Source organism: Candidatus Babeliales bacterium, assembly GCA_016929235.1.
Classification (GTDB): Bacteria; Babelota; Babeliae; order Babelales; family JABCYS01; genus JAFGJD01.
In genome coordinates this window covers 176,365-196,715 of the sequence record JAFGJD010000004.1, presented here as the reverse complement: position 1 = coordinate 196,715, position 20,351 = coordinate 176,365, and the positions used below count along the sequence as shown (strand labels likewise).

20 protein-coding genes are annotated in these 20,351 nt (G+C 41.1%); 7 read left to right on the top strand and 13 right to left on the bottom strand.

Annotated features, from left to right (window positions below; genetic code table 11):
• Positions 1-33: 33 nt before the first annotated feature.
• On the bottom strand, positions 34-1,059 hold the full coding sequence (gene speE, locus JW872_01425) for a polyamine aminopropyltransferase (GenBank protein ID MBN1549301.1): 1,026 nt from the start codon (positions 1,057-1,059) through the stop codon (positions 34-36).
• A gap of 174 nt (positions 1,060-1,233) precedes the next feature.
• Here speE and JW872_01420 point away from each other — a divergent pair, with 174 nt between their 5' ends.
• Complete coding sequence (locus JW872_01420; protein ID MBN1549300.1) at positions 1,234-1,944, top strand: deoxynucleoside kinase; 711 nt, start codon at positions 1,234-1,236, stop codon at positions 1,942-1,944.
• A gap of 13 nt (positions 1,945-1,957) precedes the next feature.
• Entirely contained in the window at positions 1,958-3,199 is a 1,242-nt protein-coding gene (locus JW872_01415) for a hypothetical protein (GenBank protein MBN1549299.1), read from the top strand.
• Here the strand turns inward: JW872_01415 and JW872_01410 are convergent.
• The 4 genes from JW872_01410 to JW872_01395 all read right to left on the bottom strand — a co-directional run bounded on the left by JW872_01410 (position 3,174) and on the right by JW872_01395 (position 6,728).
• Entirely contained in the window at positions 3,174-3,968 is a 795-nt protein-coding gene (locus JW872_01410) for a hypothetical protein (GenBank protein MBN1549298.1), read from the bottom strand. The two genes, JW872_01415 and JW872_01410, sit on opposite strands and share 26 nt — an antisense overlap.
• Positions 3,969-3,978: 10 nt before the next feature.
• Positions 3,979-4,731: an ABC transporter ATP-binding protein gene (locus tag JW872_01405; protein ID MBN1549297.1), complete on the bottom strand. Its 753-nt coding sequence runs from the start codon at positions 4,729-4,731 to the stop codon at positions 3,979-3,981.
• A 92-nt stretch (positions 4,732-4,823) separates the two neighbouring features.
• The gene (locus JW872_01400; protein ID MBN1549296.1) at positions 4,824-6,008 is read right to left on the bottom strand and encodes a tyrosine--tRNA ligase; all 1,185 of its coding nucleotides are present in this window, start codon (positions 6,006-6,008) and stop codon (positions 4,824-4,826) included.
• 12 nt (positions 6,009-6,020) lie between these two features.
• A complete protein-coding gene (locus tag JW872_01395) occupies positions 6,021-6,728 on the bottom strand; it encodes a hypothetical protein (GenBank protein ID MBN1549295.1) in 708 nt (235 codons plus the stop codon).
• Positions 6,729-6,877: 149 nt separating this feature from the next.
• Between JW872_01395 and JW872_01390 the strand changes: the two genes are divergently transcribed.
• From JW872_01390 to ybeY, 3 genes are all read left to right on the top strand, one after another.
• On the top strand, positions 6,878-9,163 hold the full coding sequence (locus JW872_01390) for a tetratricopeptide repeat protein (GenBank protein ID MBN1549294.1): 2,286 nt from the start codon (positions 6,878-6,880) through the stop codon (positions 9,161-9,163).
• An 81-nt stretch (positions 9,164-9,244) separates the two neighbouring features.
• On the top strand, positions 9,245-11,695 hold the full coding sequence (locus JW872_01385) for a valine--tRNA ligase (protein MBN1549293.1): 2,451 nt from the start codon (positions 9,245-9,247) through the stop codon (positions 11,693-11,695).
• A complete protein-coding gene (ybeY, locus tag JW872_01380) occupies positions 11,692-12,162 on the top strand; it encodes an rRNA maturation RNase YbeY (protein MBN1549292.1) in 471 nt (156 codons plus the stop codon). Before JW872_01385 ends, ybeY begins: the two co-directional genes overlap by 4 nt.
• On the opposite strand, the gene JW872_01375 is transcribed toward ybeY, so the two are convergent.
• The gene (locus JW872_01375) at positions 12,133-12,618 is read right to left on the bottom strand and encodes a hypothetical protein (protein ID MBN1549291.1); all 486 of its coding nucleotides are present in this window, start codon (positions 12,616-12,618) and stop codon (positions 12,133-12,135) included. The genes ybeY and JW872_01375 overlap by 30 nt on opposite strands.
• A 112-nt stretch (positions 12,619-12,730) precedes the next feature.
• On the opposite strand from JW872_01375, the gene JW872_01370 reads away from it, so the two are divergent.
• Complete coding sequence (locus tag JW872_01370; GenBank protein MBN1549290.1) at positions 12,731-13,405, top strand: hypothetical protein; 675 nt, start codon at positions 12,731-12,733, stop codon at positions 13,403-13,405.
• The gene (locus tag JW872_01365; GenBank protein MBN1549289.1) at positions 13,368-13,940 is read left to right on the top strand and encodes a hypothetical protein; all 573 of its coding nucleotides are present in this window, start codon (positions 13,368-13,370) and stop codon (positions 13,938-13,940) included. Before JW872_01370 ends, JW872_01365 begins: the two co-directional genes overlap by 38 nt.
• Here the strand turns inward: JW872_01365 and JW872_01360 are convergent.
• From JW872_01360 to gspG, 7 genes are read right to left on the bottom strand one after another with little or no spacing between them, the layout of a single operon-like run.
• Positions 13,916-15,346: a hypothetical protein gene (locus JW872_01360; GenBank protein MBN1549288.1), complete on the bottom strand. Its 1,431-nt coding sequence runs from the start codon at positions 15,344-15,346 to the stop codon at positions 13,916-13,918. The two genes, JW872_01365 and JW872_01360, sit on opposite strands and share 25 nt — an antisense overlap.
• 32 nt (positions 15,347-15,378) lie before the next feature.
• Complete coding sequence (locus JW872_01355) at positions 15,379-17,016, bottom strand: MCE family protein (GenBank protein ID MBN1549287.1); 1,638 nt, start codon at positions 17,014-17,016, stop codon at positions 15,379-15,381.
• 15 nt (positions 17,017-17,031) lie between these two features.
• A complete protein-coding gene (locus tag JW872_01350) occupies positions 17,032-18,075 on the bottom strand; it encodes a hypothetical protein (protein ID MBN1549286.1) in 1,044 nt (347 codons plus the stop codon).
• Positions 18,072-18,956, bottom strand: coding sequence for a prepilin-type N-terminal cleavage/methylation domain-containing protein (locus JW872_01345; GenBank protein MBN1549285.1), 885 nt, complete (start codon positions 18,954-18,956; stop codon positions 18,072-18,074). Before JW872_01345 ends, JW872_01350 begins: the two co-directional genes overlap by 4 nt.
• On the bottom strand, positions 18,953-19,363 hold the full coding sequence (locus JW872_01340; GenBank protein MBN1549284.1) for a prepilin-type N-terminal cleavage/methylation domain-containing protein: 411 nt from the start codon (positions 19,361-19,363) through the stop codon (positions 18,953-18,955). The genes JW872_01345 and JW872_01340 overlap by 4 nt, the downstream gene beginning before the upstream one ends.
• 13 nt (positions 19,364-19,376) lie before the next feature.
• Entirely contained in the window at positions 19,377-19,928 is a 552-nt protein-coding gene (locus JW872_01335; protein MBN1549283.1) for a type II secretion system protein, read from the bottom strand.
• Positions 19,915-20,346 (bottom strand): type II secretion system major pseudopilin GspG, encoded by a 432-nt coding sequence (gene gspG, locus JW872_01330; protein ID MBN1549282.1) that lies wholly within the window; start codon positions 20,344-20,346, stop codon positions 19,915-19,917. Before gspG ends, JW872_01335 begins: the two co-directional genes overlap by 14 nt.
• Positions 20,347-20,351 lie beyond the last annotated feature (5 nt).

The window sequence follows — 20,351 nt, the reverse complement described above, 5'->3', positions numbered from 1 at the left end:
GAAGCGAATAATCGCTTCCTTTTGCTTTCCTAGTTAATCCCATTCGATATCAAGGATATCAAGATCATCGACTTTTTGGACATTGGACATAGCATTCAAAAGCATAAACGATGCCGCATGCACATCTTCTGTATAGTAATGTAAATCAGGCAATGCTTTAACTCGCTGCTCAAACCAATCTTCGCATGTATACTCCAATGGACGATATTTCTTGGAACAGAACAGGAATCCAATGGTACCACTTGGATAGGTCGGCATCACAGTGTAGTAGTACAGTGATATGGGAAAAATAGATTTATTACGATCTACCCAGCCTTTAATGGCGTCACGGTGATAATACATTGATTCTCCCTGTGCAACAGCAATACCATCTTCAGTCAAGGCATCTCTCATGTTTTCATAGAAAGGAACTTCAAATAAAACAATGCCTGGGCCAATCGGATCAGTTGAATCAACACAGATCACATCAAAGTAGTCCTTTTTTGTTGCAACATACGCAGCCGCATCATCGATAACAATGGTGACTCGAGGATCATTATATGCTTTGGTCAATTCGGGAAAATGACGTTTACAGATATTGATCACTTCTTCATCAATCTCGCATAATACAACTTCTTCAACACACCCATGCTTCAATACCTCTTTCAATGTTCCACCGTCTCCACCACCAACAATCAATACTCTTTTAGGGTAAGGATGTGACATCAGCGGCACGTGCGCAATCATTTCATGGTAGGCATAGTTATCGTACTGGGTCAGCATGATAACGCCATCATTGACGAGCATTTTCCCGAATGGCTTTGTTTGGTACACCTCAATGGTCTGAAAGGGTGAGACCACTTTTTCTAGCGGACCATCTCCCTCAATCTCAATAGCAAGCGTCGCACCTCGCGTAAGCTCAAAATTTTCCATAAAGATCGTCTGCTTTTCGTTTCCAGACCTCTGTATATGCCACAATGTGTTTTCACTTGAAGGTATCGTTAAAAGGGTTTCTTGTATGGGAAAAATCCGACTAGATACTGCCACAAAATAAAGCATGTAGACTGCAATTTTTCTCATAGCCATCCTTAGATTTTATGAGGTAAAACAGAAAAATATGGGTGCAAGTTTGACACCTTTCTCCCCCCTGTCAAGCCGACTTTACTATCTTCGATTTTTCTTTTGTCATGACTATGACATTACTCTATACTGATCGCCAAGTTTACGGTGGTTTTTTGATGAAGAGGAGCATGTATGTACATAGTGGAAGGTAACATCGGAGCGGGAAAATCCACCTTTTTAAATCTTCTTGCCGAGCATCTTCCGTACGTCTCTGTCACACTGGAACCGCGACAAAGCTGGCAAAGCGACTCTCACGGCGAATCGATTCTCGCATATTTCTACAAAAATCCACACCGTTGGGCTTATACAATGGAAACCTTTGCGATGGCCTGCCGTGTCCAAGAGCACATGAAAGAACAGGTACATCCATCCCCATACCATATTGCAGAGCGTTCAATCTATTCTGGGCACTATTGTTTTGCCCTCAATGGCTATGAAACAGGACTGATGACCAGCATGGAATGGGATATCTATAATCAATGGTTCCATTTTTTAGTCAAGAACAAGTGCACCACTCCACAAGGATTTATCTACCTCAAGACAGATCCCACAACATCACTTGAGCGAACAACAAAACGAGGTCGAAGCTCAGAAACAACTATTCCGCTTAAATACCTTGAACAAATCCATGATTGCCATGAGCGATTTCTCATTAAAAAAGAGAATGTACTTCCCGAGCTTAAAGAAACCCCTGTATTAGTTTTGGAATGCAACGAAGAATTCGAAGCGCACCCTTCCATCATGAAGGCACACGCGAAAAAGGTCGCTGCATTTATCGATGAAATTGAGAGACTCCACAAGAAAATAATCCAACAAAAACATCAAATTAGTACAGTTTGGTAAGAAAGGTCATAGCATGAAAATGTTATTTCAAACAATGTTAAGCCTAACTTTTCTAGTCACAACTTCTTTATGTGCTGAGTGGGCCGTCATAACTGTTCCTGTTGCAGACATGACATTTAGGGAACCAAGCGAGCTAGCCGTAGCCGCTAGTACTTCTGCTGAAGAATTGGTAGCGGCTCTTCCATTATCAATAGAACATCAAACTTATCATTGCCCTCGTGGATATCAGGGTCTCTATAATGAACAGGTTGAAATAGTCACACGAAAAGATGGCCAAGTATTGTGCAGAATACCAACTCTTTATTATGATCAAGATCCTGGAGGGGGCCTCGAACAATGTTATTGGGTCCTCGAGAAAAATCTCACGCCACTTTCACAATTAGCTGGTATTGTTATTGATGCAATCCCGTCTAGCGATGCTGCCAAAAAAACAGTTACACTAACCTTGCCTTACACTGATACAGAAGTAGGCCAGACCTATTCTTTAGGGACCAAATTTATTCGACAAGAAGCAGAGGATACCGATATCACATATTGCTTAGTTGTACCCAATTTCAAAACCAACTCTGTGCGTATGATTCACGTTCCAAAAGGACACTGCTTACCCCAACTTGCTCGCACCTTACCAGAATCCCAACAGCTCTTTATGCTATTAATTAAAAATCTCTTAACAAGCTGCCCTCCAGATAAAGTTATTCCATTTTCTTGGGGTGGGAATAGCCTATGTCACTGGTATGCCAATAAACCAGCACAATGCGTAGACGTATCCTATTTGGATCAAACGGCAGGAATATGGACAAGGGATGAAATAGAACAACCCCATTCTGGCTATGATGCGTCTTCATTTATATTACGCATGGCACAAATAGCAGGATTACCTTATCCTTTCAAAACAACTCTGATTGCATCGCAGCATCTTACCGCACTACAGCCAGACGAACTTCTTAAAAACGGAGATCTTCTTTGGGTCCCAGGTGGGCTTTTTGTTATTAATACAGAAGAAAACACACTAATTGGAGCGCGTGGATATGCACTTGGATACGGTAAGGTCGTTGAGCAACCGCTGGATAAAGTTTTGTATAAAGTTCACTCAATAGAAGAACTCGTTGCATTACATCGTCAAAACGCAAGTCTACAATTGCTGAAAGCTAACGGTGAAATTTATAGAAAAGTTGATTCGTTTAGGCTTTTAAAACTTGCTAGTTGCGCAGAGAAAAATTCGGTCATCTTTAAACAAGATCAAGCCGTCGCTTAAATCGAATAATCCCAACAATCCCAAATGCGACTGAAACGCACAGAGTAACCACCATGCAGATCCAAAATGGGAAGAAGCCTGAAGGCCCAAGCGTTGCATTATGCATTCCTTCCATAAGGTAAATCACTGGATTCAATAGGAGTAATGAACCAGCCCATGTAGGAAGCGCTGCCTGTATAACCCTATATGGAAATTCAGCCGCGCCGGACATCCATAATGGAAATAAAATACGAATACCAATCTTTCGGAGATTATTGCGATCGACGATAAAACTCGAAAGGAAAAGAAACATTGTTGCAGTAAAACATGTGGCAGCAAGAAACATAAAAATAAGTTTCATGCTAGAAAAGGAGTCCCACACCATATAGTCCCCGAGAAGTATAAGAAGGATTGGGAACATTATGGCTCCAAAGATAAGACTCTTGTACATAAATGCCAAAATTTCCTTAAGAAAGACCATCCAAGATGGAATCGGCAATGTACAGTAATAATCAATGATTCGCTTTCCCTCAAGATCATCAATAAGTAAGAAGCTACTATTCCAAATACGCCAATAACTTTCGCCTGCCATCATAGAAAATGCAAACAACATACCAAAGGAACTGGTAAGTCCCATCTTAGGATAGATATGTGCCACAATCGCTACGAAACTTACTAACCAAACAAAAATATTGATAACATCATCTAGAAAATTCTGTCGAAATACCACAAAGTCCGTTTTAAGAAGCTGCCACATAACAGCAGCATATTGTTGAATGCGATTCTGCATGAGCTTCCTACTAATCCTTAGGTTCTTCATTCATGAGAGTTATAAATAATGATTCAAGCGTACTCTTGTTATGCATTGCTTTCAGGTTACTTGGGGTGTCAATAAGCTTTAACTTGCCCTTATCCAAAATACATACACGATCTGAAAGCACATCTGCCTCATCTAGGTAGTGCGTCGTTAACAAAACAGAAACTCCCTGTTTTTTGAGATCACGAATATTTTCCCAGAGCTGGTGTCGAATATGAGGATCAAGCCCAACGGTCGGCTCATCGAGAACAAGAAGCTTGGGATCGTGAATCAAGGCGCGTGCAATAAGCACCCGCCGCGCATAACCCCCTGACAATACGTCAGGTTTTGATGTGCGATATGGTTGCAACGAATACGCATCAAGCAAATGCTCCATGCGTTCCTTCAACCTTGCCTCAGGAAGTCCATAATATTTTCCGGAGAACCAGAGTAACTGTTCTATTGTTAAGTCTTCATTAAGATTGGGCTTTTGCGGACAAAAACCAACTAGTTTGCGAAACGCGGGAATATCTTTGTAGATAGAAACCCCATTGCACGTTATATCCCCGTCCGTTGGTCGAGTCAATGTAATGAGTAATGCAGAAAGCGTTGTTTTGCCCGCACCGTTTACACCGAGCAACGACATAATCTCGCCAGCTCCGATGGAAAATGATACACCATCAAGTGCCTTAGTAACGCGCCCATTGGCGTAGTAATACTTTTTGAGATTATGCAAACGCAAAAAATCCTGTGACATACTCTGCCTCATCGAACACAACATTTCTAAAAGGAAAACGTCAGGTAAGTCCTACTGTAGCACTTTTCTGAAAGACATTCCAACGAGAGGCATTATTTGATCGTATAAATCTTATGTTTTCCAGCCTTCACATGCATGCCAGATCTCCAGAAAACCTGTGCCTTGAAATCTTTGATCACCTCACCATCGATAGAAACAGCACCTGCTTGGATAAGTCGTCGCCCTTCTGAAGATGTAGTAATTGCGCCAAAAAGACGGAGAAAATCAATAATCCACAAGGGGTTGTCTGTTCCTCGAGCAAAAGCCACTTGTTGCGCCTTTGAATAATCCCGTTTTTGAAAGACAGCCTCAAACTGCTCTTGTGCAGCATCGGCATCTTTTTTGGACCAAAACGCTTCAATGATACCGTGCGCCATCTGTTTTTTGAGATCCATAGGATGACGTGAACCATCCACAACTGTATGTTTCATACTCTCGATCTCCTGAGATGTTTTATTAAGCAGCAGTCCAAAATAATGCCACATAAGCTCATCTGAGATCGACATTAATTTGCCATATGCCTGGTCTGCAGGTTCATCAATCCCCACGGCATTCCCCAGTGATTTAGACATCTTATTTATACCATCAAGCCCACGAAGGAGTGGCATAGTAAGAATTACCTGGGGCTCTTGCCCATATTGCTCTTGTAAAAACCGACCCATCAGTAGATTAAACGTTTGGTCCGTGCCGCCCAACTCAACATCAGATTTTAAGGCAACAGAGTCATATCCCTGAAAAAGTGGATATAAAAGTTCGTGAAATCCAATGGGTGTTTGGCTCACGATACGTGTCGCAAAATCTTCACGTTCGGTAAGTCGCGCAAGCGTAACTTTCGCACATAGTTTGACCATTTCCTTTATTGGAAGAAGATCAAGCCATTCAGAATTATGACGAATAGTTACCGTACTAGGATTAAGAATTTTTTTGACCTGCTCAAAATATGTTTGTGTATTTTTTTTGATCTCCTCTTCGGTTAATGGTGGACGTGTTTTGGAACGACCGGTTGGATCACCAATCCGTGCCGTAAAGTCGCCGACCAAAAAAATCACATCATGCCCAAGGTCTTGAAATTCACGCATCTTACGCAATACCACCGCATGTCCAAGATGAAGATCTGGAGCCGTTGGATCCATACCCAATTTAATTTTAAGCTTTTTTTGGCTTTTAAGTTTTTTTTCTAATTCCTGCTCAGGCAAAATCTGCACTGCATTCTTTTTTATAATTTCTAAAGCCTTCATGAATTACTTTCGTTATCGATAGAGTTTCATAAGCCCAAAAAGTGAAAGAAGTCCCGACCATATCTTCCACACCATAATTTCAAGACCCATGATAATCATCCAAAAAATATGCATGAGCGGCTCCCAAAACGCGATCAATGCAAAAAACATTACAATCAAGAACAACACATCACTAAACATCCATGACGCCGTGGTTTTACGAGCAAACCAAGGGAGCACCATATAAACCAACGACATAAGTACACTATATGCTGCAAATGAAATATTGAGTAAGGCCGTCTTTGCTAGTATCAATTTAAGAGCATTGGCAAGCGGTGTCATAGTTGCCACCAGGTGAGGTTGAGGAATAGGCAATGTAAGCCCACCAAAAAATACAACTGTCATAAATAACACGATAAATGCACAGAACAAATTTGCTAATGGCCGACTAAAATGCACTAACGCAAACTCAAGCTGTTTATACTTTCCAGAAAAATTTTGTGGATTAATAGGAACGATTGTTCCCCATCCAATATATCCCGTCCAGATAAAGACAATAAACCCAATAACATCAATATGGATCATTGGATTCAAAGATAAAAAGCCATGGCGCTCTGCGGTATCATCACCAAGTTTTTTTGAAAACCATGCTTGGATATAACCACTCACAACAACAGCAACGACATAAGCAATTGCTGAGGAAATAAAGGAACTGAGTAATCCTGCCGTCTTTAAATTCATACATCACCCATTTCTAAAATAAGCTTTGAGAAAGGATTCTATCAAAAATATCGTATAAGATCCGGTGTACCCGGTCAATGAATCAATCCTCGACAAACAAAACCCTCTCAGTAGACTACCCTCATGTCAATCAGACAAAGGAGTTCCTGATGAGTAGAAAAGAATCATTGGCATCCAGACTGACACTCTATCACTGGTTAGTACCTATCATAGGTTTAGTTATCGCAGGCATCATTACTTATTACCCATCACTTCACTATCCATTCCAATTTGATGATGACGCAAACATAAAAAAATTCTATCAAATACGTGAACTCAATCTTTATAACCAATTTTTCGCTGGTGCCCGCTGGATTGGTCTATGGCTCAACTCTGTGAATTTTGGAATGGGTGGAGAGAACCCGTACTACTTTAGGATCTTCAATGTTATCATCCATATCATAAGTTCCATCCTCGTATTTTTGTTTGCAGTCCTTGGGCTCTCTAATCTCAAAGCATCATCATTTTTCAAAAAAAACGCATTCCTTATTGCACTTGTTACAAGCATTTTATTTCTCTTGCACCCTACTCAAACACAAACTGTTTCATATGTGATTCAAGGCCGCATGGAAGGTGTCGCAGGGCTACTAGTTGTCGGAATGGCCGTAACATTTTTAGCACGTTGCTATGTACAAAATGGAATCATGAGGTGGTTATTAACTGGCCTTTTATTTGCTCTTGCAGCATTCTCAACAGGCGCCAAGGAATCCACCATCATTTCGCCGCTCCTGATCATCGCTACTGATTGGTTTTTTGTTGCTCAAGGCAATTGGATGTCATTCAAAAAACGTTTATGGATTCATGCCATTGTCTTTAGCATCGTAATCTATTGGTTTGTCTATTATCTACGACCGAAATTCTTTACCGATATTGCAACCCTTCAAACACATGCAGATAATAATGTTGGAAACATGATTACCACAGAGCGAACAGACAAAATCTATCCGCTGCATTATTTCATTTCAGAATTCAAAGTAATCCTTCATTATCTCTGGATCTTTGTGTGGCCATTCAATATTAGTGTTGATTACGATTGGATGCTTGTTGATAACTTCTTTGCGCCAGACTGTATTGGACCATTTTTAATCCTGCTGATTATCGGGGCCTTTATTCTTTATCTTCTCTATCGCAATAAGGCGAATGTTATTGCATTTGGCTTAATTTGGTTCTTTATCAGTATCCTACCCCGCGCAAGTATTATTCCAACACCAGAACTTCTAGCCGATTATAAAACATATCTTGGATCTGTTGGTTGGCTTTTACTTATAGCAGCCGGAATTGTATTCGTTATCAAAAAAATTGGCCACTTTTCAGAAAGACAATTTGCAAAGCCATCGTTCCTGGCCGTCATCGCATCATGCCTTGCATTGCCGCTAAGTTTTGCAACATTAGAGCGTAATAAAGTCTGGCGAACCAAAGAAGAATTTTGGGGAGCTATTTTGAAGGTCGCGCCAAAACGAGCCCGTGCATATAATAATTTTGGAGTTGCCCTCGCAGACCAGAATAAGTTTGCAGAAGCAGTTCCTTATTTCAAAAAAGCATACAAAATGGATCACTTATATTCTGACCCACTCAATAATCTTGCCGTTTCCTACTCTCATCTAGGACGCATGGATGCAGCAATTGACACATTACGGCAAAGCTTGGAAATAAATCCATCTTACCCAGAAGGGTACAATAATCTCGGTTCATTTTTCATTAAACAAAAGCGATATCCTGAAGCAATTAATGCATTAGAAGGAGCCTTTAGAGTTCGACCACATTATGGAAAGGCTTATTATAATCAGGGACGTGCATATAAATTTTGGGCACAAACCGTCTCTGACAAAGGCCAACAAAAAGAGCTCTTTGAAAAAGCATATGACTCATTCAGAAAAGCGTGTACCGAAGCAGATTTTGACCTAAATATTTTTGGATGGAATGAATACGCTATCATGGCTATGATTCTTGATCGCAAAGAAGAAGTCTCACATATTTTACGTCACATTCTCACATTCAAAGCTCCCGCGAATGAGGGCGTCATTTCAATCAAAACCCAAGCAGCTCTCAATCTTGGCAATTATCACTTTTCAAAGCAGGAGTATTTTGAAGCAAAACAATGCTATGCAATGCTCTTATCGTTACAACCAAACCATGCGCTCGGATACAACAATCTTGCAGAATGTCATTTTAATCTTAATGAAATCACTGAGGCGCTTGAATGCTTCGAGAAAGCGAAATCTTTGGAGGAAAAGCTCCAGCATATTGATCTAAGAATTGCAGCATGCCATACCAAAACTGGTAACTACCAGCAAGCCCGATTTATTCTCAACCGAGCATTGAATCATCGCGAATTACCTGCAGAACTTAAACAAATTGCTCGGAATGCCTTAATAGAACTAGATCGTATGGCCTAGAGTTTTGACTATCAGTATCGGGGCAAGTATCCTGATAAAACATCAAAATTCTATGCCTTGTAACCATAATCGATAGTACCTATGGATAAGAAATATACCCATTTACAAGCTGAGCGTGCCATACAGGAGCAGTGGGAACAGGAGCAGACCTATTCCCGCGCCAATAACCCAGGGATGTCCTATACCATAGACACCCCACCTCCGACAGTCTCCGGAACCCTGCATATCGGCCATATCTTCTCCTACACACAAACCGATATCATTGCACGTTATAAACGAATGTCGGGTTACTCAGTTTTTTATCCATTTGGCTTCGATGATAATGGACTTCCAACTGAGCGATATGTTGAAAAGAAAAAAGACGTATACGCTCCCAATATGAAGCGATCAGATTTTATCAAGCTCTGTCTAGCAGAAACCAAGGAAGCCGAACAGGCATTTGAAAAACTATGGCGCGCCATGGGTCTTTCAGTCGATTGGAGCGCATGTTATTCCACTATTGATGATCGAGTGCGAAAAATTTCTCAAGAATCCTTTATACGACTCTATAAAAAAGGATTTATTTACCGCAAACACGAACCTGCCTTGTTTTGCACTACATGCTGTACATCAGTTGCACAAGCAGAACTCGATGATAAAGAGGTTGCTTCACATTTCAATGATATAGTGTTTACCAGCTCAGACAGTAAGCCATTGGTTGTAGGGACTACACGGCCTGAATTGCTGCCATCATGTGTTGCGCTACTCTATCATCCACATGACAGCCGCTATCAGCATCTAAAAGGAAAGCGAGCTATTGTTCCGGTGTTCAATTTTGACGTCCCCATTATGACAGATGAAGATGTTGATCCAGAAAAAGGAACAGGATTAGTGATGGTCTGCACCTTTGGTGATAAGACTGACATTGCTTGGTACAAAAAATATAACCTCCCATTCAAAAAATCTGTTGGCCTTGATGGCAAATGGACGCAAAATACTGGCATTCTTGCAGGGCTTCGCGTTGCGGCGGCTCGAGCAAAAACAATTGAAGTGCTCAAAGAAGCGGGGGCATTGGTCCAACAGAAAGCCATCACTCATTCTGTCAATGTCCACGAGCGCTGCAAAAAAGAAATCGAATACGTCATGCTCACGCAATGGTTCCTAAATATTTTAGACCATAAACAGAAGTTTATTGAGCTCGCAGATACCATCAATTGGTATCCTTCATTTATGAAGCCACGTTATATTAATTGGGTAGAAAATATTAGTTGGGATTGGTGTCTGTCACGTCAAAGGTTCTATGGTATCCCATTCCCAGCCTGGCACTGCACCAAATGCAACGAAGTGATTCTTGCAGATAGCTCACAGCTGCCTGTAGACCCACAAGAAACCGATGCCCCGACATCATGCCCTCAGTGTAAGGGTTCCAACATTACTCCTGATACTGACATCATGGACACATGGAACACATCTTCACTAACACCGTTTTTATGTAAAAGTTTGTATGAAAATCATAGCGATGTTTTTGAATCCACGTCTTTCTTGCCAATGAGTATGCGGCCCCAAGCACATGATATCATTCGCACATGGGCATTCTATACTATCGTCAAGGCATGGATGCACCAACAAATTATACCTTGGAATGATATTGTTATTTCAGGACATGTGTTGAGTGATTCAAAAGAAAAAATCTCTAAGTCACGTGGCAATGTACGGCTTACCCCAGAAAATCTACTGGCAACCTATTCTGCTGATGCCATTCGCTATTGGACCGCATCTGGAAGCTTAGGTCACGATGTTCCATTCTCAGATAACCAATTGAAAATTGGTGGCAAGTTAGTCACCAAGTTATGGAACGCATTCTTATTTACAAAAGAACACATCATAAAAACACCTAATAAAAAACCTGACTCTCTTGGCACCACAAATGAATGGCTGCTTCACAAGGCGAGTGCAACTTTTACAAGCTACCAGTCATACCTTGAAAAACATGAGTTTGGACTTGCGTTATCTACCATTGAAAGATTTTTCTGGCATGATTTCTGCGACAACTATCTTGAGATTATCAAGCACCAATTATTCAATGAAACGAGCTACGATGCCGCAATCGTTACTGCAACCAGATGGACACTCCATCATGTTGGATTAAGAATTTTACAATGGTATGCGCCATACTTACCACACATTACTGAAACTATTTATCAAAAACTTTATAGAACCCTGGGCATGCCAAAATCCCTGCATCAAACACGGTTTGAAGACATACAAATCTCATACAACTATCAGCATAGCGCTAATGACATGTTACATCTGCTTGCCGTAATTGATGCGGTCAGGCGGCTAAAAACAGAACAGCAACTTTCATTAAAAACTCCACTCAAGACATTAACCTTAGTAATAGAAAATCAAGATGTTCTCCCTGTGTTCCAACAGAATGAAGCAACGCTCTTCGGAGTTACTCAAGCGGAAACTATTACATACGCATCTACTGGTACTACTGAAATGATAAAGCATGATGGTCAATTATTTGCAACCATTGTGGTGGATGCATGATTACCATCAAGAATGAGCAATCACTTATATCGCTTGATAAGGCTGTCATCAAAAAAGATATACAAGAATTATTAACATCTCTTGGTTATGGCGATTTTGATATCGGCATTCTTTTTATCTCAGATGCTGGCATGCATCAATACAATAAACAATACCGAGACAAGGATTATGTCACTGATGTTCTTTCGTTTCCCATGCACCACGATCTGCGCCCTGGCAAACGTATAAAGCCACACAATGACGATGAGAAAAACCTCGGAGATATTATTATTGCACCAGCCTTTGCTCGTGAAGGCGCCCATGAGCTGCAACGGACACTCCAGGATCATCTACGCATATTGATTGTGCATGGTATCTGTCATTTGCTCGGATACGATCATCAAACAGATCAGGAATACGAACAAATGCAAGCCAAAGAGAATGAGCTACTTTCGGTATTATCGAAGGCTAAAAACAGAAGCTCGTAACAATAATCTGAACAATCCCGCTCCAATCGAATACTTAAATAAATAACCGACGACCGTACTCAAGATCATTGCAATAGTTAGCGTTAAACGAGGTTGTATCGGTTTGCCAACAACTGCAAATAGACCAAGCATCACACGTACGTTAAGGACAAGGGTAAATACCATTTGCACCCCGAGGTTGATCAACGTTGCCGGCCACGAAATGTACCCTACAAATGGGTTTAATTGTCGAAGAGGGTTAACCCCATACATGGAGATCAGCCAAGGAATAAAATGATCAATAAGCAACGTCCAGAATAATATCTGAAGTAGATATGCAAAGAACAATGATATACAAATCAATGCTTTATTTGTAATACCTCTTTGCTTCATAAAAATCAGCGAAGCAATAAGAATAGCCAGGTAAAGTATACATAATTCCACTGCACCAGGAATAAAAAATAAAATACTCTTCATATCAGACTCCTTACATAGATAGTTTTTGATATTCTTACGGACAAACCCTTGCCTTTTATAACTTACGGCCCTTAGTGTAGAAAAGAGATGCTCTTTGGGGGAAGGGATGCGTATGTGGTCAATTGCAGGCGGCATAGTAGCCGCCGGCGGTGTTGTTATTTCAAAAGCACTACCTTATCTTTTTTCAGCAACACTTGGGGCTCTCGCTTTCAAACAATCAGAACCTATACAAAGTTACTCAGGATCTCATGGAATCTTAATCCATGGAACCCATGCCGTAACACATATTCATCAAATTCAAGAACCAACAGCTCTTCCTGCGACAACATCACGGTATAACCCTATACACTCATTGTTTCTCGCAGGGGGTAGTCTCGTTTTTCTCTATTGTATTGCGATTATAAAGCGTGGAGAGCACATTCTCTCATCTCCTGACTCTTGGGCAACATGGCTGCGATACCATTCCTACAATGACGAAGATCTTTTGTACGAGGTCCACGTAAAATATTGCGAAAATGAATACAACCAGCTCGAGCCGTGTATAGCGGCACTCAATGATATCATTGGCGAAAAGGAAATGTTACAAAATTATCTTTCACTGCGCTCGTTCATTGCTAAGACCCCTCTCACCATGTTCTTTCGTAACCATATTCTTATGCAAGAGCAAGCACAAACTAGTATTGAGCAACTTAACACCCTTTCTCATTATATGCTTACATGGACACAAGTATTCAAAAAAAAGAACTATTATGAAAAAGATAATAACGTTATGTGTTCTCCTGAGTAGCACCCATTGGAATGTCAACGCAGTAAATATTGCACAACTCAAAAAAACCATAGAATGTGGAGGAGATGTAACACTCATACGCCAACTACAACTGTTTGGACTACACCGATTAACGCCTAGACTTATTGATACACTCTGTGATCACGCACAACAACACGAGAATACAACAGCTATTGTCCTTCTCAAAAGCCATCTCCCGAAAGAATCTACTGCACCAAAACAGACTATACATCATGACACGATTCAATCTCTATTCTTGCTCATAATTGTAGTACTCGCGCAACCGCCTACATCTAGCACTTCCTCTCCTCTGGATCAAATTGTAAACCAACTACATCTTCTACAACGACAACATTGGTATGCACAATTACTGTGGTACTGTTGCCTTGGCCGCCTACTACAAATAACCGCTGAGTCACTTAAACAACAACAGCAAACTATCCAAGAACTGGAAAATCTCACAATCAAACGACAATACGAACAGGCCAAAACATTATCACAACAACTACTTTATTTTGGCACAATAACCGCGTAACGCCGCACAAGTAACTCTGATTGGCGCGTACTCTCTCCAACTTCTTGGTCATAGCAACCAGCAGAATCTCTATGGTCATAGAATATCTGAGAAGGCCATAGAACAACAGGATAGTCAGGAACATGCAACATCTGTTGAGGCGCAAGCATAATCACATATGGTGGATCATATGCCTCATTTATATCAACACAAAAAGTGCCTCCCCGTACTACATGAAATTGAAAATGCTCGATAATATCCCTCATAATATAGGGTAATGCCTTGATCATTTTAGGTAGTTCTGCGTATGTACTTTCCCGATTCAGAACCGACATCTGCAGAGTAATTCCTCCACTGTGGCAATATCTATTGCTTCCTGCCTCTATCGCACCACTGTCATTGCTATATGCTTTGTATGCATCCCATGCCAAAGGAACAATAACCGCCGCCGCATATGCATAATGACCAAGGGCAGGATTCTTCATAAGATATGCACCAAGACGGGTTGTTTGATGAAGACCATTCATTACCACATCACCACCTACTGAACGCGCCGCTGTCATAATTCTGGTGTATCCCTGCGGTGTACGAGCTGCAAGTAACACTTGTTTGCTAACAAACGTTGCTGTCTTTTCCACACCACCAACAAGCAGCGTTGGCAATGCGCGTGACCACCAGGATCGATGCTGTTCTTCTTGATAAGGAATTTTCAGTACCGGAACACCCCTACCGTGTTCGGGATTATATCCATTTCCTAGATGAAGATACAAATCAACAGAATAGGTCATAGCAAGTTCCTGTACTAAAGGACTGCTTTCTCGATGAGTAACACATACAAGCGGCGCAATACCATCTTCATACTCTTCTTGGATAAACGCATGGATGGCCTGCATAGTCGTACGCACATTGCACGAAAACATACGAATACGATGTCCACGGTCATGCGCATGATACGATGCAAGCAACTTTAAAGCTCTGAGAGTCTGATCAGCACAATTCGCATCGTTGCCTAAGGCTACATCATGCTCATCATGCGGCAATAGAAACCATAGACTATCTTGTGTTGGGTTTGGATAATTATAGACATACTGCCTCGTTGCACACGCAGGAACATCCTTCTCGTGGTACCAGCGACTGGCAAGACAATCACTTGTTGAACAATCATCTGGAAACCATTGTTGTTCTATCTGAGCAAGCATAGAGCCGTATCGTTTACGAACTTCATCAACAATTATGGCGCGCGCTCGTTCATTGCTATCCGAGAGATGGTAAATGTACGATGCAAGCTTTGAAAGATCGGGCGCACCTGCATTGGTAAGAGGAATAGTTACTGTACATCCCAGACAATAAGCCGATTGTTCCAACAATGATACGGGAGCCCCACAACAAGTACCTATATAACACAAGAAGATAAGCCGCATTGTCATCGCGTAACCTATCGGACTATGGTAGAGACAGATTATTCCAGCAACGAACCAGTTCCAGCTTTTGACACTAGATACTTGATATCATCATCGCCAAACCGTAATCCGACACCAAAGAATGCATTGGCGTTGTGTTTACTGATAAAGTCATCAGCACCGAAGGTCATGTATAGATGATCGAAGACAAAGACCCTGTTCAACCACTTGAGGTGAGGATTACCATCATTAATACGATAATCCCCAAGGAAGTCATACAATTCTATACTGGTAATCCAACGGAAACTATCAGAATGCAATGGTAAGTCATAATCGATTGCTACACCTGCCGAACTTTCAAACAATCCGAAGCGAATCGCAAGATCCTTGTACGCCTTAGCAAGTTGCAAGTTCCATCTGAGACGACTGTCTCGTTGGTGACGTGTCGTAATATGTTCTACACCAGGTTCTGGCGCCATAATCGTTACCGGAACAGATGTTGTTGTCACTTCATCACCCATTCGAAGCGACTCATCAATGCGTTCAATCAAAATTGGCTCAACAACCCGTTCAATATGTTCTCGCTCTATCCATCCTTTGCGACTTGAAACGCCTTGCATAACAAAGAAATAATCTTCTGTTGGATGAATTCTTACACCAAAATAACCCTTAGCATCCTGCATGTAAAAATCTTCATCGAGCGGATCATAGAAATATTCTGCTTTACCCCACATTGCTTCTGAGTGCGCATCAAAGACAATGCCAACACGCTCCATCTTGGCAAAATAATTTTTGAGGCCTTGAACAGCATACTTAATATCGTGGTACGTCTCATCTTCGGTGATAAGTTTGCCAAGTAGACCCCGCCCCTCATTCAATTTATCTGCAACTTCACCAAAGCTCCGTAATCCTTGGCGCGCTTGAATAGCCGCTTCCTCAAGAGATTCTGCTGTTGATTCAAACTTGTCAGTCAAACGTTGAAAGTCACGATCAACTACATCAGAAATACGTTCAATACTTTGTTGCATCGTGGGCCATCCATCTTTCAAATCATGACTAAAGTTTTTGAAATCGGACATGATGGAATCAACATTTGTTTCGTTATTCGTCAAAATTCTGTTAAAGGTTGAGGAGAATTCTGCCATGCGATCTGCGGCAGCATTAAGATCATCAAATGTTTCTTTGAGCTTAGTCTTTCCGTCGTCACCACCAATAGCATGTCTGATAGAGTCAGTCGCATCCTCTACATTTGTTGCAATATCCTTAAACTGCTGAAGTAACTCATCGATATCAACGGGCGACTTACCAGGCTTACTCAAAGATTCACCAGATCCAAGTCCAGGCAAAAGGGGATCTCCTGGAACAATTTCTAAGTATTTAGTACCCAACAGACCATCCTGACGGACAATCGCATATGCATCACGATGCAAACGATATTTCTTCTGAACCATTATATGAGCTTTGGCCTGCATCTCATCTTGCAAAAGATCAACCGACTCAACCCACCCAACTTTTACGCCGGCAATTTTGATATCCGATTTTTTCTGTAATCCAGAAACATCTTCAAAATACACCGTGTATTGGACGTAGTTACTACGATCAAGCCGAAAGACGCCAATCTGGAACGTCATATAAAAGAAGATACCGATGGCAATGATGATAAAAACGCCAACTCGTGTTTCGGTTTTTACTTGCAACGTTCATCCCCTTTATCAAAACCAATACATTTTTTTTACAACAAACGGGAGATCTCTCCCTTTTTGCACCGCCGTTTGTTTCTCTAGAATGGCATAAACTCGTTGCGTAATGTTACCAACTTTCCCATAACTTAGCACAGAAAATGTACCGGATTCAAATTGTGTGTTCAAAAGAGAAACAAATTCCTTCGGAAGACTTGCGAAATCTTTCTTATAAATCGGTTGCAATCTAGTATTCCAATCATTTTCTAGGGTCCATTTGTTCACAAAATTCTGTGCCCATTTTTTACCCTCAGACTTCCTATTGGAAATATCATTTACCTCTGCCGCTTGCAATCCGAGTAGTATACACAATGAATTAGACAAGAGCCATGGATTTAATTCTGCTGTAGTTCTTTCAACGGTAAATATATCAGTCAATGCAACGGTCCTGCTCTCTTTAGAAAGTGGCGGTTGATAGAAAAGGTCATTACCAAATTGCTGAAATTCCTTAATACTTAACAGCTCGGTCGTGTCACTAAGTGGTTGTTCCTGTTTTTTTAAAAAGCGCTCAAATGCAGCAAACATTCCATCCTGTTCCGCCCTGGGAAGTTTATTGAATACCGCTTGTGCAACCTTTCTCATATCGCCCTGGGGATTACCTTCTCCAATAAATTTCTTATTTTTGAAATCATACAAGACATTTAGATTAATTTTCCCGAACTCAGAACTAATACAAATCCCAACTTCTCCATCAAGTCCATCAACCGCTTCTTTGAGCACGAAACGCTGCATACGATTTAATACAGGCAACAGGTGTGCAAGAAGAAGTTTAGTCTCTAACGCAGAATCATTTTTTTGCTTTTCTTTTTGTTCATCAGTGAGCGTAATTGTTAATTCACGCTTAGCAAGCTCCAGGCCACCTACAGCCACTTGACGAGCCTTTTCACGATCAACAAGTGTTCGCGTCTGCATACTATACACTGATCCGGTATTAAAAATATTTGTTGTGATCACGATGCCTAACGTCAACAACAAAAGGGCCAAAACGAGAATATAACCCGATCTCTGCGTCTTCATGATTTCCTTTTTCCTCGTGCAGGACGCGCTAATGTGATGGTTCGTTTTTTGGGACGTACACTTTGTTTTTTAAAAGAAAGTCCCTGTGGAAGAACCGAAGCATTTTTCTTCGGTCGCTCAACCTGTTGCTTGGACTGATCAACTTGCTTCTCTTGTGGTTTCAACTCATAACACCACTGCTTTGTTGAATAGATTGGAAATTTACATGAAACAGTCTCTGAGCGGCTTGTTACACTATCACGCATGGTCAACGTTATGCCTATATACGATGGAGTCGCGACATCTGGCTGCTTCTTATCCTTCTTTTCTGCATCACTATTCCATTCTCTATATGTTTTGACCTCCGACTTTTCTCCACTCGTGTCAGTTACGATATAGTCTAATGACAATACTTCAATAGCACCGGATAAAAGTATCGGTTTTGGTTGTTCTTCTTCACGCTGCGAAAACCAATGTAGATTGTCTGACTCTTGCCGCATCAACGAATAGAGGCCGTTCCCTTGATTTTTTTTCAAACGATAGGCAATACGAACAAGGCGCGGTGTTGTCACAGCATAACGACTCAATGGATTGGTAGAAAGAAACGTCACAATGCTAAAAGTATCATCGTGACAAGCTCCAAAAAACTGTTGCTTGAGAGTTTTTGTTTTATCTGCTTCTTTCTTTGTTTGTTTCTTTGGCTCGCAAAAAACTACGGCTCCTGCAAAATCATGTTCCAATTGATGCATTATCAAAAGCAATGAAGAATCCAATTCAGAAAATGAATCTACTAATGATTGTGTTCGTTGTGTTTGAAATAATGAACTATATAACGCAGCTGCCAGTAATGAGGATAGCGCCAGTCCTATGACAATTTCAATCAAAGTGAACCCGCGCCTCATGACGATTCCTTTTTCTCGTTAGGAGGCACAAATAAGAAACTGATCATGGTTTCAGAGTGTTCCTGATACATGCGCTGCCAGGAACCATAAGCTTTCAAAAGATACACTTCTGAAAACCCTTTCAGTGATGACTCTTTCACAATCGGCATAACAGTATACTTTAATGACATATGGGGAACTTCATACTGTTTTTCAAAAGAACGATTCGTGACATCTTCTTCATTATCTACATTGATGGCTGCTTCAGAAAACGCGTTCTTAAGGATGAAGATACGTCGTGCGCGATCACTGGATTTCATCACCAAACGTAGAACGTTATTCTGAACTACAAGCAATGGCGTCAGAATAAAGCCAATTAAGGCAATAGTCAGAACAACCTCAACAAACGTGAACCCACGATAATGCATACCCGTACCTTCCTTATGGATAGTAAAACGATGATTGTACGGAAAACTGCGCAGTAAACGGATTTAGTATTAAACTAAATCCAGCACCTGCATCAGACTGTTGCGTATCTTGTGTATCAAATATATTCAACGATACATTCTGTGTCAGCCCGTCGGGAGTGATAAAAAACCACACTTCATCTGTTTGGTGATGCTTATGTAGCTCATCCTCGCCCTCGATGAAAAAGTCTTTAAGCTGAAGCGATTGTGCCCATTCATATGAAGGCCGCAAATACTCCGAGTCTATCCGGATAAAGGATTTATCCTGACCAGAATTCTTATCTTGCTGAACTTGGATTTCGATAAGATTCTTACCCAAATTAAACCAAACACGATGCACCTTACCTGTAATGATTGCTTGCTCCCAACCAAGCTTCATAAGTGCATTCAAATTAATCACCAAATCATCACGTTGATAGGTTACACGTCGCTGGCGCAATGCAGGAACAACAATTGACGTTGCAAATGCAAGCAATGCTATGGCAACGATAATCTCGAGGAGGGAAAACCCCTTAGTGTTTGACACCTATCCACTCCTCCCGAGGAGCGTCAGGACCGTTTTCACCGTATGAATACAGTTCATATGGCGGCTGTGCCCCCGGTTTTACGCGATATACAAATGGCTCACCCCAACCATCGTCAGGTATATTTGATCCTTCAACATATGGACCTCGCCATTTTGCAGAAAGTCGCTCATCTGAGGGACGACGAACAAGATCTTCCAACCGCTGTGGATAACCATTAGTATCCAAGTTGAAATGCAAGATTGATGTTTGAAGCACCTTAACATTTGCTTCTGTTTGACGAACCTTTCCAAATCCAAGCCATTTATACACCCCTGGTGCAACAACAGCCATCATGAAACTCATTATTGCGATTGCAATAATAATTTCGATTAACGTAAATCCTGACTTAACATGTTTGGGACGACTGTGAATCTGCATACAAT

Excerpts from the sequence above, each read along its gene's own strand:
- speE (MBN1549301.1), bottom strand. The coding sequence starts at position 1,059 with ATGAGAAAAATTGCAGTCTACATGCTTTATTTTGTGGCAGTATCTAGT.
- JW872_01420 (MBN1549300.1), top strand. The coding sequence starts at position 1,234 with ATGTACATAGTGGAAGGTAACATCGGAGCGGGAAAATCCACCTTTTTA.
- JW872_01415 (MBN1549299.1), top strand. The coding sequence starts at position 1,958 with ATGAAAATGTTATTTCAAACAATGTTAAGCCTAACTTTTCTAGTCACA.
- JW872_01410 (MBN1549298.1), bottom strand. The coding sequence starts at position 3,968 with ATGCAGAATCGCATTCAACAATATGCTGCTGTTATGTGGCAGCTTCTT.
- JW872_01405 (MBN1549297.1), bottom strand. The coding sequence starts at position 4,731 with ATGTCACAGGATTTTTTGCGTTTGCATAATCTCAAAAAGTATTACTAC.
- JW872_01400 (MBN1549296.1), bottom strand. The coding sequence starts at position 6,008 with ATGAAGGCTTTAGAAATTATAAAAAAGAATGCAGTGCAGATTTTGCCT.
- JW872_01395 (MBN1549295.1), bottom strand. The coding sequence starts at position 6,728 with ATGAATTTAAAGACGGCAGGATTACTCAGTTCCTTTATTTCCTCAGCA.
- JW872_01390 (MBN1549294.1), top strand. The coding sequence starts at position 6,878 with ATGAGTAGAAAAGAATCATTGGCATCCAGACTGACACTCTATCACTGG.
- JW872_01385 (MBN1549293.1), top strand. The coding sequence starts at position 9,245 with ATGGATAAGAAATATACCCATTTACAAGCTGAGCGTGCCATACAGGAG.
- ybeY (MBN1549292.1), top strand. The coding sequence starts at position 11,692 with ATGATTACCATCAAGAATGAGCAATCACTTATATCGCTTGATAAGGCT.
- JW872_01375 (MBN1549291.1), bottom strand. The coding sequence starts at position 12,618 with ATGAAGAGTATTTTATTTTTTATTCCTGGTGCAGTGGAATTATGTATA.
- JW872_01370 (MBN1549290.1), top strand. The coding sequence starts at position 12,731 with ATGTGGTCAATTGCAGGCGGCATAGTAGCCGCCGGCGGTGTTGTTATT.
- JW872_01365 (MBN1549289.1), top strand. The coding sequence starts at position 13,368 with ATGAAAAAGATAATAACGTTATGTGTTCTCCTGAGTAGCACCCATTGG.
- JW872_01360 (MBN1549288.1), bottom strand. The coding sequence starts at position 15,346 with ATGACAATGCGGCTTATCTTCTTGTGTTATATAGGTACTTGTTGTGGG.
- JW872_01350 (MBN1549286.1), bottom strand. The coding sequence starts at position 18,075 with ATGAAGACGCAGAGATCGGGTTATATTCTCGTTTTGGCCCTTTTGTTG.
- JW872_01345 (MBN1549285.1), bottom strand. The coding sequence starts at position 18,956 with ATGAGGCGCGGGTTCACTTTGATTGAAATTGTCATAGGACTGGCGCTA.
- JW872_01340 (MBN1549284.1), bottom strand. The coding sequence starts at position 19,363 with ATGCATTATCGTGGGTTCACGTTTGTTGAGGTTGTTCTGACTATTGCC.
- gspG (MBN1549282.1), bottom strand. The coding sequence starts at position 20,346 with ATGCAGATTCACAGTCGTCCCAAACATGTTAAGTCAGGATTTACGTTA.